The sequence below is a fragment of the Streptomyces chartreusis genome, from assembly GCF_008704715.1.
GTDB lineage: Bacteria > Actinomycetota > Actinomycetes > Streptomycetales > Streptomycetaceae > Streptomyces > Streptomyces chartreusis.
This window is the reverse complement of the sequence record NZ_CP023689.1, coordinates 8,747,783-8,759,958: the sequence shown is the minus strand read 5'-3', so window position 1 is coordinate 8,759,958 and position 12,176 is coordinate 8,747,783. Positions and strand designations below refer to the sequence as shown.

Below are 12,176 nucleotides of genomic sequence, written 5' to 3'. Positions count from 1 at the left end.
GGAGCGGGCGGTGCGCACTCTCGAACGCCGTTCGAGGCGGGCGTGCGAGGGACCCGAGGCCGTGCGGGGCCAGGGTCACGGCGCCGGCGTGTGCGCGTGACGAAGGCGGGTCGCCGTCCGGTTCAGCGGGCTCCCGCGCCCGGCGGTCGGGCCGGGGGGCCGGAGGTGCGCAGCGTGCCGACGGTCTTCAGCAGCCGGTCGGCGGGCTCGCGCAGCCGGGGATGGGCCAGGACCGTGTTGCGCAGTCCGCGCACCGGTCTGCGCCACATCCGGTGGGCCGTCGCCACCGGGTGCGGGCGCGCCGCGAACCCCTCCGCCACCCGCAGCTCACGGGTCTTCAGCCAGTCCTTGTACTCCTTCTCCCCGCGCCCGAAGTCCATGAGCGTCACGCCGTCCCGGCCCGCGGCCTGAGCCAGCCGCAGATGCATCATCAGTCCGGGTGAGTAGTAGCCGAACTCGGGGTCGTACGCCGTGAACCAGGCCGCGAACACCGAGCGCGATCTCGGCCCGAAGTGCGCGGCGACCGGCCGGTCACCGGCGTACACGACGGACAGGATGCCGGTGAAGTGTTCCTCGCGGACCTGGAAGAGGTGGTCGACCAGGTCGACGATCCAGGGTCTGGAGAAGCGGTCCATCCGTCCGGTTCTGCGGTACTGGGCGGACTTCCACCGCATGAGGGTGCGCAACATGCGCGGGTCGCGCTCGTCGTAGACGAACCGCACCTCGCCCGCGTCGCGTCCCAGGCGGCGCTCCTTCTTCAGCGTCGTCTTGGCCAGCCCCGGGTAGGTGGCGCGCAGCCACTCCGGGTAGCCGCCCTCGCCGGGTTTCAGGTCGAGGACGGGCGAGGCGAACGTGCCCGTGACGTACGGGCCGAACGGCTGCTGTTCCTCGACGAGGTGATCGAACTCGAACACGGACAGCCCGCACACCTTCAGCAGTTCGCGGGTGTCCCAGGTGACCCCGGGCCGGTGCACCAGAGCCTGGCAGTCGGACAGTCCGAGGCCGATGGCCCGGCCTACGCCGTAGGCGTTGCGCTCGTACGGGAAGAAACCGACGGCCTCCCCGCCCTGGTGCAGGACCGCCACGTACGCCCCTTTGCGGTACCTGGCGACCCCGAGTGCGAACTCCGGTGCCAGGAAAGGGTTGGCGTAGTCGGGCGATTCCTCCATCGCCCGGTGCCACGCCCGGCGCAGCTGCTCGCTCAGCTCCTCGGGTCTGTGAATCGTGATGGCGCTCGTGGATCGCATGGCGACCGCTCCCCCCAAATGCCCCCCAAGTCACGCTTTTCAGCGCGTCGCCACCGTTTCCCCCATGTCGAACTTTGTGGCGAGGCTCAAACGTCGCGAAACAGTACGCACGCTGTCAAGGTGCCTGATGAATCCTTTAGCAGTGCTTGGTGACCAGGGAGCCACGGCCAGTCAGCGGATCGCGACCAGCACCTGACTGTCGCCGTACTGCCAGACCGTGCCGACGTGCCCGAAACCCGCCCGCCGCAGCAGCCGTTCATGTGCGGAGGCCGACAGGTGTGCCGCACATCCCGCCCCGCCCGCCGGCTGCCTGCGCCGGCGTTCGGCGAGCAGGTCGGTCAGCTCGGGGTCCTTCGCGACGGCCGTCCACCAGGAGTCCCAGTCCTCGTGGGCGAGGGCGTGCCGGCGCTCGGCGTGGCGGCGGCCGACGCATCCGGCGAGGGCGGCGAGCGCGGTGTCGTCGTGCGGGAAGTGGTCGCCGTTGACGAGGACGCCGCCTGGCCGCAGCAGTGCCGCGAGCTGCCGGTAGAGGAGGTACAGGGCGTCCGGGCCGAGGTAGTGCAGGGCCGTCGTCGAAACGGCGGCGTCCAGCGGGCGGTCCAGGCACAGGGCGTGGGTCCAGCCCTCCTCGCCGATGACCGCGTCGACGTAGCGGGCGGCGTCCGCGTGGTGGGTGCGGGCGAGTTCGAGGAGCAGCGGGTCCATGTCCACGCCCACGAGGTCCGCGTACGGCAGTCGCCGCGCCAGCCGGGCCGCCAGCGAGCCGGGGCCGCAGCCGAGGTCGACGACGAGCGGCCGGGCGGGGCGGCCCGCCACGGACTGCTCGACGACATCGGCGATCACCGTGAAGCGCTCCTCGCGGTCCACGGCGTACCGCTGCTGCTGGAGTTCCCAGCGGTGCACCCATCGCTCCGCCGTCGCCAGGCTCAGCCCCATCCGGTCGTGCCACCTCGCCGTCTCGCATCCGAGTCACTCTGTCGGCGCGACACTACAGGTGGAAACGGTTCCCATTACGCCGGGCGGTGTCTCTTCACCCGAGGGAGGCAAGGACGGTCAGCAGCCGGTCCACCTCCTCGACGGTGTTGTGGACGTGCAGGCTCACGCGCACGGAGCCCGTCTTCTCCCCCGCGCCGCCCTGGCAGTGCTGGTCGGAGCGGACCATGAAGCCGTGGCTGAAGAGGATGAAGCCGAGGTCCGAGGAGTCGATGGCGTGATGGCGCAGGGTGACGATGCCCTGGCGCCGCTGCACGGGCGAGTCGGCTGCCAGACTGGCCTGGCAGCCGAGGATCTCGTAGGCGTCGAGACGGCGCAGGCCCTCGGTGAGCCGCGCCGCGAGGGCGACGGTCCAGCGCTCGATCCGGTCGGTGCCCGCGGCGTCCAGCCAGTCCAGGGCCGCGGTCAGGGAGGCGATGCCGACGGTGTTGGGGGTGCCCGCCCAGCCGCCCGGCGCGAACTCCGGTCCGCGGGCCCGGCGGGCCCAGACGACGCCGGTGCCGGGCAGGGCCATCGCCTTGTGGCCGGAGAACAGGACGAAGTCGACGTCGAGATCGGCCACCGACACCGGCAGATGGCCGACGCTCTGGGCGGCGTCGAGGCAGATCACGGTGTCCGGGCCGACCGCGCGGCGGATGCGGTGCACGTTCATGTCGGCGCCGTACACGTGGTGGACGTGGCTGACGGCGACGAACCGGGTGCGAGGGCCGGCCAGTTCGGCGAGCGCGGTGTGGTCGTAGTCGCCGGACGCGGCCTGGTACGGCATCGGCCGCACGCGGATGTGCACGCCCTGCCCGGCCAGTTCCCGCCGCGTCTCCAGCCAGGGGGCGATGTTCGCCTCGTGGTCTGCGACGGGTACGACGATCTCGTCCCCGTCGGTGAGCAGCCGGGGCAGCCAGTCCCGGGCGACGCCGCGCAGGCCCTCGGTGGTCCCGCTGGTGAAGTGCACGTTCGAGCGCTCTGGTGCCGGGTCACCGAGGAAGAGCTTGACCCGGTCGCGGGCCTCCTCGACCAGGGTGGTGGTCCGGTTGGCCCAGGTGTAGGTGCCGCGCCCGGCGTTGGCGTTGGTCGTGGTGAGGTAGGTGTGCACGGCGTCCAGCACGGCCTGCGGTTTCTGGGCGGTGGCGGCGCTGTCGAGGTAGGCCAGTTCCGGGTGTGCGGTGATGATCGGGAACTGGGCGCGCAGGGCACGCTGCCACTCGGCCAACTCCGTGATCATGGCGGGGACTTGACCGTCCGTCCTGGATGCGGCCATCGGCTCAGTCCCGTACGAGGGGTGCGCCCGCGTCGCGCCAGGCGATGATGCCGCCGGTGAGGCTGCGCACGTCGGGGTGTCCCATCCGGGTCAGCAGGGCGGCGTAGCGGGCGGACTTCTCGCCGACCGGGCAGGCCAGCAGGACCGGGCGGTTGTGGCTGAACGGCAGCCCGCCGTGCAGGAGTTCCTCGAAGAGCTCGTCGACGATGTTGACCGACCCGTCGATGTGCAGGGCGGCATACGCGTGCGGGCCGCGCAGGTCCACGACGAGGGGTTCCCCGGTGGCGATCCACGCCAGCGCGTCGATGACACCGATGGCCGGTGCCGTACGGACCTCGGTGTCGGTCAGGTCGGCAGGGGAATTGCCGCGACGCGGGCGGCCGAAGAGGTCGGGGCGCCGCCGGCGGACGTAGCTGAGGTAGCTCTCGACGCGGTCGCAGACGATGAAGACGGCGGACTGCCGCTCCGTCAGTTCGGCGTCGACGTCCTTGAGTTGGCGTGTGGCGCCGAAGTAGGCGGCGCCTCCGGTGGGTCCGGCGAGGATGCCGCAGCGGCGGTTGAGGGTCAGCATGCCCTCGATCGCCTCGTCGGCGCCGACCGACTCGATCGTGTCGTACGTGCCGGGGTCGAACAGGCCCACCTCGTGCGCCTCGTCGATGGTGCGGATGCCGGGGACGAAGTCGGACTTGGCGGCGACCAGGCCGACGACCCGTACGGCGGGGTCGTGTTCGCGCAGGGCTCGGGCGACCCCGGTGGACGAGCCGGCGGTCCCCACACAGGCGATGAACCAGTCCGGCGCCCGGCCGTCGAGGTCCTTCACGATCTCCGGTCCGGTGCCGGTGAAGTGGGCCTCGGTGTTGCGCGGGTTGAAGTACTGGTCGGTGTGCACAAACGTGCTGCCGGGCTCGGAGAGCGCGCGGTGGAACTGGGTGAGCGGGTCGTCCGTGGCGGTCGGATCCAGGCATTCGCTCTGACCGGGCAGTTCCTCGATCTCCGCGCCCAGCAGCAGGAGCAGGTCCTTGATCTCCGGGATGCGCATCCGGTTGGTGACGCTTCTGAAGGTCCGGCCGTGCATGCCCGCGAGGACGGCTAGGGCCTTGGCGGTGTTGCCGCTCGACAGCTCCACGACCTGCCCGCCCTGCTCCGGAGCGGCGGCGGACAGGTGCGGTCGGGCCATGTTCCAGGCGGCCCGGTCCTTCACCGAACCGAAGGGGTTGAGCAGTTCCAGCTTGGCGTACAGGTCGATGTGGCTCAGGCCGTGCACGGCCGGGTCGATGCGCACCAGCGGTGTGTTGCCGATGGCGTCGGTGATGCTGTCGTACCTCACTGAGCTCCCCCCACGGGTGTGGTCGGCCAGTACTGGTCGTCCAGGCACCAGCGCCATCTGCCGCCCTCCTGCCAGGCGGCGACCTTGCGCGCGGCGGGCTGGTGCTGGGCACGGGTGGTGTGGAAGTCCATGCAGTAGCCGGCCGTGTTGGCGAAGGCCAACAGGTCGCCGGGGGCGGGGCGGTGGGGCAGGAAGACGGTGCGGCGGGTGATCAGGTCGGCCTCCAGACACAGGTTGCCGAAGAGATACGCGGCGACCGGCTCGGTTCCTGTTCCCGAGCCGGTCGTGGTGCGAGGTGGGAAGTCCGTGCCTTCGGCGTTCATCGGATGCCGTGGGACGACGACGGGGTCCAGCAGCACGCCGTGGTCCTCCAGCGCGACGTCGTCGGCCTTCGCCGCCAGGCGTATGTGGAGGAGGCCGCCGGCCTCGTCGTCGCGCACCTCCAGCACCTTCGTCAGGGTCAGTCCGCACTGGTCGAGCAGGGCGCGACCCGGTTCGACGTGCAGGTCGTAGAGGTGTTCCAGGAGCAGCGCGGCCAGGGGCCGGCCGCCGAGGGAGGCGGCCGGCTGGGAGAGGAGTTCGTCGAGGTAGCCCGCCGCGGCCACCGGACGGTGGGCCGGGTACAGGCCGAGCGCGCCGCGCAGGGTGCCCGCCTCGTTGCGCAGTCCGTAGCCGTGGCCGCCATAGGCCAGGGGTGGGCGGATGCCCATGACGGCCTCGGTGAGCGCGGTCGTGTACCGCTCCCACTGGCCACCGTCGGCAAGGTAGTTCACGCCGAAGCCGCCGCCGATGTCGACGGCCCGGGGCCTGAGCCCACGGCTGCGGCACTCCTCCAGCACCCGCAGACAGCCCTCCAGCGCCAGGGCCTTCTCGCTCAGGCTCGTGGTGTCCAGGTGGTACGCCACCCCCACCAGGTCGAGCGCGTCGGCGTGCCGTTCGACGGCCTCCAGCAGCGGGGCCGTCTCCCGTACGGCGGTGCCGAATCGGCTGCGCCGGGTCAGTACCCGTACGCCGGACGCCTCGAAGCCCGACAGCCGGAGCAGGACACGGGTGCGGGGCAGGGCGTGCCCCCGGACCAGCGTGGCGAGTTGTTCCAGTTCGTCTCGCGTGTCGAGGCTGACGGTGACCGAGGTGCGGGCCGCCAGCCACAGGAACTCCGGGTTCTTCGGCCCGGTCGCCGTGATCCGGTCGGGCGTGAGTCCGGCGCCCAGGGCGTGCTGCAGCTCGCCCAGCGAGGCGACGTCCACGCCGGCGTCCGTGGCGGCGAGTCTGCGCAGCAGGGCGCTGGAGCGGTTGGCCTTGTGGGCGAGGAACACCTGGCCGGAGAGGTGGTGGGTGCCGTACACCGAGCGGAACCGAGCGAGGTTGTCCGCGAGTTGGTCGGGCACGAGCACGTTCAGCGGCGACCCGAGGGCGTCGGTGAGGGTGTGCAGCAGTTCCGGGGAGTGCACCAAGGAGCGCAGCCGCGATTCCAGCCGCGGTTCGAGATACAAGGGCTGCCCGCCCATGCCCGGCCCTCCCCAGCGCTTCGGGCCCGACACTCCGGGCGCTGACGACCACTCCCCGCGGTTTGCCGTATAGCTCCTTTCCCGGCATCCGGTGGTTTACGCCCCGTACCTGCACTGCTGGGCGGTACGTCAACAGGTGGGCCGAAAATCACCGGTGCCCGGCGCGCGGGTGGCGGCTCGGCCCGGAACAGGCTGTTCCGTGATAGGGACACTCCAGTCGACACGATCCACGGATGGGGTTGTTGTGTTCGGTAGGCGGATGGCGGTTGTGATGGTGGCCGGGCTGCTGGGACTGGCCGGCTGCGCTTCCGAGCAGGGCGCGGCCGGCGCCGAGCGGACGGACGCGGCGGCCGGCACTCCGACCGCCGCATCGCCCTCGGCTCCCGCATCGCCGACTCCCGCGACGCCGCCCTCGGGGTCCCCCCGTCCGTCGCCGGTCCCCGTCACCGGGCCGGATCAGCTGCTGGTGACCATGGAGGTCACGGGCGGCTTCGCGGGTGTGCAGAAAGAGGTGGCCCTGCGCGGCGACGGCACCGTGCACACCACCGACAAGGGCGAGCGCGCGGTGCGCCGGACCAGCGCGGCGCAATTCACCGAGCTGCGCACACTGCTGGGCGACCCGGCGCTGGACGACGTCTCCGACTTCACGAAGAACATGCAGGCGGCGGACCTGTTCCAGTACACGCTGCGGTTCGGCGGACGCACCGTCAGGACGGACCTGTCCGCCGAGGAGCCCGCGCTCGACCGCCTGGTCCAAGCCCTGAGCGCCTGGCTGCCGCAGTAGGGACCCTCGGCCCGCTCAGCCGCCCTGCCCGGCGATGTTGACCATCCAGGTGATGCCGAAGCGGTCGGTACACATGCCGAAGACATCGCCCCACATCTGCTTCTCCAGCGGAACGGTCACATGGGCGCCGTCCGACAGCTTCTCCCAGTAGCCGCGCAGCTCGGCGTCGTCGTCACCGCTCAGGCTCACCGAGATGTTGTTACCCGGCTTGTGGTCGTCCGTCGGGGTGTCGGCGCACATCAGGGTGAAGCCGTTGGGCGCCTCCAGCATGCCGTGCATGATCTTGTCGGCCAGCGGGCTGTCCTTCTGGCCGAACTCGGCGTACGTGTTGAGGTTCAGCGTGCCGCCGAAGACCTCCTTGTAGAACTCCAGCGCCTGGCGGGCGTCGCCGGCGAAGGTGATGTAGGGGTTGAGACGCGAGGCCATGGTTCCTCCATGCGTGGGGCCGTGAGCCGACTCCAAGGAACGTAGCGCGGGCCACTGACAACGGCCCGCGCACACGGCCACATGGGGCACGAGCCGGCTAGAGGGTGCGCTCCAGACGGTCCGCGACCAGCTTCACGAAGCGTGCCGGATCCTTCGGCTGGCCGCCCTCGGCGAGCACCGCGAGTGTGTGCAGCAGCTCGGCGGACTCGACGAGCCCCGAGCGGTCCTCGCGCTCCTTGAACGCCTGGTTCAGGCCCTTCACCAGCAGGTGCTCGGGGTTGAGCTCCAGGATCCGCTTGGTGGCCGGCACCTCCTGGCCCATCGCCCGGTACATGTTCTCCAGGGCCGGCGTCAGGTCGTGCGCGTCCGAGACGACACAGGCCGGGGAGACCGTGAGCCGCGTCGACAGGCGCACCTCCTTGATGTCCTCGCCGAGCTGCTCCCCCATCCAGCCGAGCAGTCCGGCGTACTCCTCCGCCTGCTTCGCCCGCTCGCCCTCGGCCTTCTCGTCGCCCTCGGCGTCGAGGTCGATCTCGCCCTTGGCCACGGACCGCAGCCGCTTGCCCTGGTACTCGCCCACGGTGTCGACCCACACCTCGTCGACGGGGTCGGTCAGGAGCAGGACCTCGATGCCCTTGTCCCGGAACGCCTCCATGTGCGGGGAGTTCTCGATGCTCTGCCGGGACTCGCCGGTGATGTAGAAGATGTCGTCCTGGCCGTCCTTCATCCGCTCCACGTACTGGGTGAGCGTGGTCGGCTCGTCGTCGGCGTGCGTGGTCGCGAAGGAGGCGACGGCGAGGATGGCGTCGCTGTTCTCGGAGTCGGTGACCAGGCCCTCCTTGAGGACCGTGCCGAACTCGCGCCAGAACGTGCCGTAGCGCTCCGCTTCCTTGGTCATCATCTCCTTGACCGTGGACAGCACCTTCTTGGTCAGCCGGCGCTGCATCATCCGGATGTGCCGGTCCTGCTGGAGGATCTCGCGGGAGACGTTGAGCGACAGGTCGGCCGCGTCGACGACGCCCTTGACGAAGCGCAGGTAGGGCGGCAGCAGTGCCTCGCAGTCGTCCATGATGAAGACGCGCTTCACATAGAGCTGGACGCCGCGCTTGTACTCCCGCGTGAACAGGTCGTGCGGGGCGTGCGAGGGGACGAAGAGCAGGGCCTGGTACTCGAAGGTGCCCTCGGCCTGGAGGCGGATCGTCTCCAGCGGCTCGCGCCAGTCGTGGCTGATGTGCTTGTACAGCTCGTGGTACTCGTCGTCGGACACCTCCTCGCGCGAGCGCGCCCACAGGGCCTTCATCGAGTTCAGCGTCTCGGGCTCGGGCGTCTCGGCGTCCTCGCCGTCGGTCGCGCCGGGCTCCTGGTCCATCCGGATCGGCCAGGTGATGAAGTCCGAGTACTTCTTGACGATCTCCCTGATCTTCCAGGGCGAGGTGTAGTCGTGGAGCTGGTTCTCGGGGTCGGCGGGCTTGAGGTGGAGGGTCACGGAGGTGCCCTGCGGCACGTCGTCGACGGTCTCCAGCGTGTACGTGGCCTCGCCGCGCGACGTCCATCGGGTGCCGTGGGACTCGCCGGCGCGCCGGGTCACCAGCGTCATCTCGTCCGCCGCCATGAAGCCCGAGTAGAAGCCGACGCCGAACTGGCCGATGAGCCCCTCGGCCCCGCCCTCGTCCTTGGCCTCCTTGAGCTCCTTGAGGAAGGTGGCCGTGCCCGAGTTGGCGATGGTGCCGATGAGCCGCCCGACCTCCTCGTACGACATCCCGATGCCGTTGTCCCGGACCGTGAGGGTCCGTTCCTCCTTGTCGATGTCGATCTCGATGTGCAGGTCGGACACATCGGCGTCGAGCGCGTCGTCCCGCAACTTCTCCAGACGCAGCTTGTCCAGCGCGTCGGAGGCGTTGGAGACGAGCTCGCGCAGGAAGACATCCTTGTTCGAGTAGACCGAGTGGATCATCAGCTGGAGCAACTGACGGGCCTCTACCTGAAACTCAAACGTCTCGGTCGGCATGGTTGGCGACTACCTCACAGGTTCGACTCCGGAACTGGTCGCAGTCACTGTAAGACACGAGGTCAGCGCGGAGTGCGGCGATCGCGACAGAGCCCTCCCTCACGGGGTCCCGCGCCACCCTGAGACATCACAGGCTGTATGCCGCCCCGTTCACTGCCAGGGTCGAAGGGCATCGACGATCGGCACGATCAAACGGAGGAGCCGATGCCCACTTCACGCCTGCTCTCGACCCGGCGCAGGCCGGCGGCCGTCACGGGGGCAGCCGCCGTCCTGCTCGCCGGAGCCGGACTGTTCACCGCCGCGCCCGCCCAGGCCGTCCCGCGTCCGTGCCCCGGCGCGGGCCCGGGCGACCCGGCGCGCTGCGCCCAGGTGATCGGCATCGACCCGGGCTCGTCCTTGGTGATGCGCACCGAACCGCGCTACGGCGCGGGGGAGGTCGCCCGCTACGGCAACGGCCAATGGCTCGAACTGTCCTGCTGGACCACCGGCGACCCGGACGCCGACGGCCACGGCTACCGCTACTGGATGCAGGTCTCCACACCCAGGTCCTGGGGCTACGTCAACGACTGGTACCTGGACACTGGCGGCCCGAACACGTGGAAGTCGCAGCTCCCGCAGTGCCGCTGATGCCGACGAACCGCCGGAAGGAAAGCTCATGACACAGTCGAACCGGCCCCTGCGGGCCCTCGCTCTGACGGGTGCCGTGCTCACCGCCGCCGCGTCCGCGATCCTGACCGGCGCGGGCCCGGCCGGCGCCGCGATCCACACGTGCAGCATCTCGGGCGACCGCACCCAGTGCGCGTACGTCACCGGCATCGACGCCGGGTCGCACCTGGCCGTGCGGACCGCGCCGCGCTACAGCGCCCCGAAGTCGCCCGTCTTCGGCCAGTACCACAACGGGGACCAGCTCGGCCTCATCTGCTGGACCACGGGCGACCCGGACGCGGACGGGCACGGCTACCGCTACTGGATGCGCGTCGACAACGGCATCGGGGACGGATACGTCAACGACTGGTACCTCGACACCGGCGGCCCAGGCACCTGGAAGTCGCAGCTCCCGCAGTGCTGAGCCGCGGCACGTCGCTCACACCAGGTGGGCGAACACCACCAGGTTCGCGGTGTAGTCCCTGACCTGGCGGTCGTAGTCGCCGGCGCAGGTGATGAGGCGGACCTGGGCGCGGGGGGTGTCGGCGTAGACGCGGTTGCTGGGGAAGGTGTCCTTGTCGAAGGTCTCCAGGCTGTCGACCTCGAAGGACGCGCTGCGCCCGTCGGAGCGCACCACCTGGAAACGGTCGCCCTTCGCCAGCTCGCTGAGGTTGGCGAAGACGGCGGCCGACGTGGCCGTGTCCACGTGCCCGGCGATGATCGACGTGCCCGGCTCACCGGGGGCTGCCCCCTTGGCGTACCAGCCGACGAGGTTGGTGTTGTCGGCCGGCGGGGGTTCGAGCCGGCCGGCCCGGCCGATGGCGAGGTCGGTGAAGGGCGCGTTGACCGAGATCTTGGGGATGAGCAGCCTGAGCGGCCGGGCGCGGGGCAGATGCTTGCCCACGGGCCGTGAGTCCGGGGAGGTCACCCGGTGCCGCTTGGGGGCCTGAGCCTCACTCTCACCGAGGGCGGGCCGTTCGGTCGAGACCGCGCGCGGTACGCCGTGCCCCTCGGACGCCGAGTCCTCGCCACCGGTCAGGGTGACCGCGAGGACCGTCACGGCGACCGCGCTCCAGAACGTCGCCATGGCCACCCGTCTTATCCGCCGCGAGGTGGCGGAACCGGCGGGGTCGGGCGGGGCCGGATCGGTGTCGGGGGAAGAGGGACGGCCGGCGGGCATCGGGCACCACCTCACTCGGGCACGGCAGCGAACACAAAGGAGAAGGGGACGACCGAAGGGGCCGCCGCGACGCGCGGCGCACGCGCGGCGGCCACAGCGGCTATGTCATCGGGCATGGTCAGGCCGCGGTTCCGGAGGCCTTCTTGCGGCGCACGACGTACATACCGGTACCGGCGACCGCGAGCGCGGCGAGCCCACCGGCGGTCACACCCGACGAGGCGAGGCCGCCGCCGCCCGTGTGCATCCCGCCGTGCGGCTTGTCGTGCCCGGAGCGCCCGGACTCCTCGTCGTTCTCACCGCCCCAGGAGTCCTCCTCGTCGCCCTTCCAGGAGTCCTTCCCGTGGTCCTCCTCGCCGCCGCCCCAGCTCTTCTCGGGGCCGCCCTCCTTGCTGCGGTAGCTGTCCGGGTCGTGCTTCGGGTCCTTGTCGCCGCCCCAGTCGTCGCCGTTGGTCACGGCGGCCAGCGCTCCGCCACCCGCGTGGATTCCGCCACTCGGTCCGTCGTGCTTGCCCTCCTCCTCGTGGTCCTCCCACTTACCGTGGTCCTCGGACTTGCCGTGCTCTTCCGACTTTCCGTGCTCTTCCGACTTGCCGGTCTCCTCGGACTTGCCGTGCTCCTCCGACTTGCCGTGCTCTTCGGACTTGCCGGGGGCCTCGGTCTCTTCGGACTTCTCGTGCTCCTTGCTGTGGGAGGTCTCCTCCGGGTCCCAGTCACCCATGGTGACGGCGTACGCGGCGGGTGCGATCGCCAGCGCGGCCGTGGCCGTCGCGGTGGCGAGCAGCATGCGAACAGAGCGCATAGGT

The 12,176-nt window shown here is 70.6% G+C and carries 12 protein-coding genes; 3 read left to right on the top strand and 9 right to left on the bottom strand.

What is annotated here, in order from left to right; translation table 11 throughout:
- Positions 1-122: 122 nt before the first annotated feature.
- From CP983_RS38820 to CP983_RS38800, 5 genes are all read right to left on the bottom strand, one after another.
- Positions 123-1,247, bottom strand: a complete 1,125-nt coding sequence (locus CP983_RS38820; protein ID WP_150504916.1) for a GNAT family N-acetyltransferase — start codon at positions 1,245-1,247, stop codon at positions 123-125.
- Between the two features lie 171 nt (positions 1,248-1,418).
- Complete coding sequence (locus CP983_RS38815; protein WP_150504914.1) at positions 1,419-2,183, bottom strand: class I SAM-dependent methyltransferase; 765 nt, start codon at positions 2,181-2,183, stop codon at positions 1,419-1,421.
- Positions 2,184-2,277: 94 nt separating this feature from the next.
- Positions 2,278-3,459, bottom strand: a complete 1,182-nt coding sequence (locus CP983_RS38810) for an aminotransferase class V-fold PLP-dependent enzyme (RefSeq protein WP_229914830.1) — start codon at positions 3,457-3,459, stop codon at positions 2,278-2,280.
- 40 nt (positions 3,460-3,499) lie between these two features.
- Positions 3,500-4,822 (bottom strand): pyridoxal-phosphate dependent enzyme, encoded by a 1,323-nt coding sequence (locus CP983_RS38805; RefSeq protein ID WP_150504910.1) that lies wholly within the window; start codon positions 4,820-4,822, stop codon positions 3,500-3,502.
- Positions 4,819-6,330 carry a Y4yA family PLP-dependent enzyme gene (locus CP983_RS38800; protein ID WP_150504908.1) on the bottom strand — a complete coding sequence of 504 codons (1,512 nt, stop codon included), beginning with the start codon at positions 6,328-6,330 and terminating at the stop codon, positions 4,819-4,821. Before CP983_RS38800 ends, CP983_RS38805 begins: the two co-directional genes overlap by 4 nt.
- 259 nt (positions 6,331-6,589) lie before the next feature.
- On the opposite strand from CP983_RS38800, the gene CP983_RS38795 reads away from it, so the two are divergent.
- Positions 6,590-7,114, top strand: coding sequence for a hypothetical protein (locus CP983_RS38795; protein WP_150504906.1), 525 nt, complete (start codon positions 6,590-6,592; stop codon positions 7,112-7,114).
- Positions 7,115-7,129: 15 nt separating this feature from the next.
- Here the strand turns inward: CP983_RS38795 and CP983_RS38790 are convergent, their stop codons facing one another.
- Both CP983_RS38790 and htpG read right to left on the bottom strand, forming a co-directional pair.
- Positions 7,130-7,540, bottom strand: a complete 411-nt coding sequence (locus tag CP983_RS38790; RefSeq protein ID WP_125525211.1) for a VOC family protein — start codon at positions 7,538-7,540, stop codon at positions 7,130-7,132.
- Positions 7,541-7,637: 97 nt separating this feature from the next.
- A complete protein-coding gene (gene htpG / locus CP983_RS38785; RefSeq protein ID WP_150504904.1) occupies positions 7,638-9,548 on the bottom strand; it encodes a molecular chaperone HtpG in 1,911 nt (636 codons plus the stop codon).
- Between the two features lie 204 nt (positions 9,549-9,752).
- Here htpG and CP983_RS38780 point away from each other — a divergent pair, with 204 nt between their 5' ends.
- Both CP983_RS38780 and CP983_RS38775 read left to right on the top strand, forming a co-directional pair.
- Positions 9,753-10,175: a hypothetical protein gene (locus CP983_RS38780; protein WP_107911610.1), complete on the top strand. Its 423-nt coding sequence runs from the start codon at positions 9,753-9,755 to the stop codon at positions 10,173-10,175.
- Between the two features lie 28 nt (positions 10,176-10,203).
- Entirely contained in the window at positions 10,204-10,617 is a 414-nt protein-coding gene (locus CP983_RS38775) for a hypothetical protein (protein WP_150504902.1), read from the top strand.
- A 15-nt stretch (positions 10,618-10,632) separates the two neighbouring features.
- Here the strand turns inward: CP983_RS38775 and CP983_RS38770 are convergent, their stop codons facing one another.
- Together CP983_RS38770 and CP983_RS38765 are read right to left on the bottom strand one after the other, a co-directional pair.
- On the bottom strand, positions 10,633-11,373 hold the full coding sequence (locus CP983_RS38770; RefSeq protein ID WP_167537823.1) for a class F sortase: 741 nt from the start codon (positions 11,371-11,373) through the stop codon (positions 10,633-10,635).
- Between the two features lie 118 nt (positions 11,374-11,491).
- Positions 11,492-12,172: a hypothetical protein gene (locus CP983_RS38765; RefSeq protein WP_150504900.1), complete on the bottom strand. Its 681-nt coding sequence runs from the start codon at positions 12,170-12,172 to the stop codon at positions 11,492-11,494.
- Between the last annotated feature and the right edge of the window lie 4 nt (positions 12,173-12,176).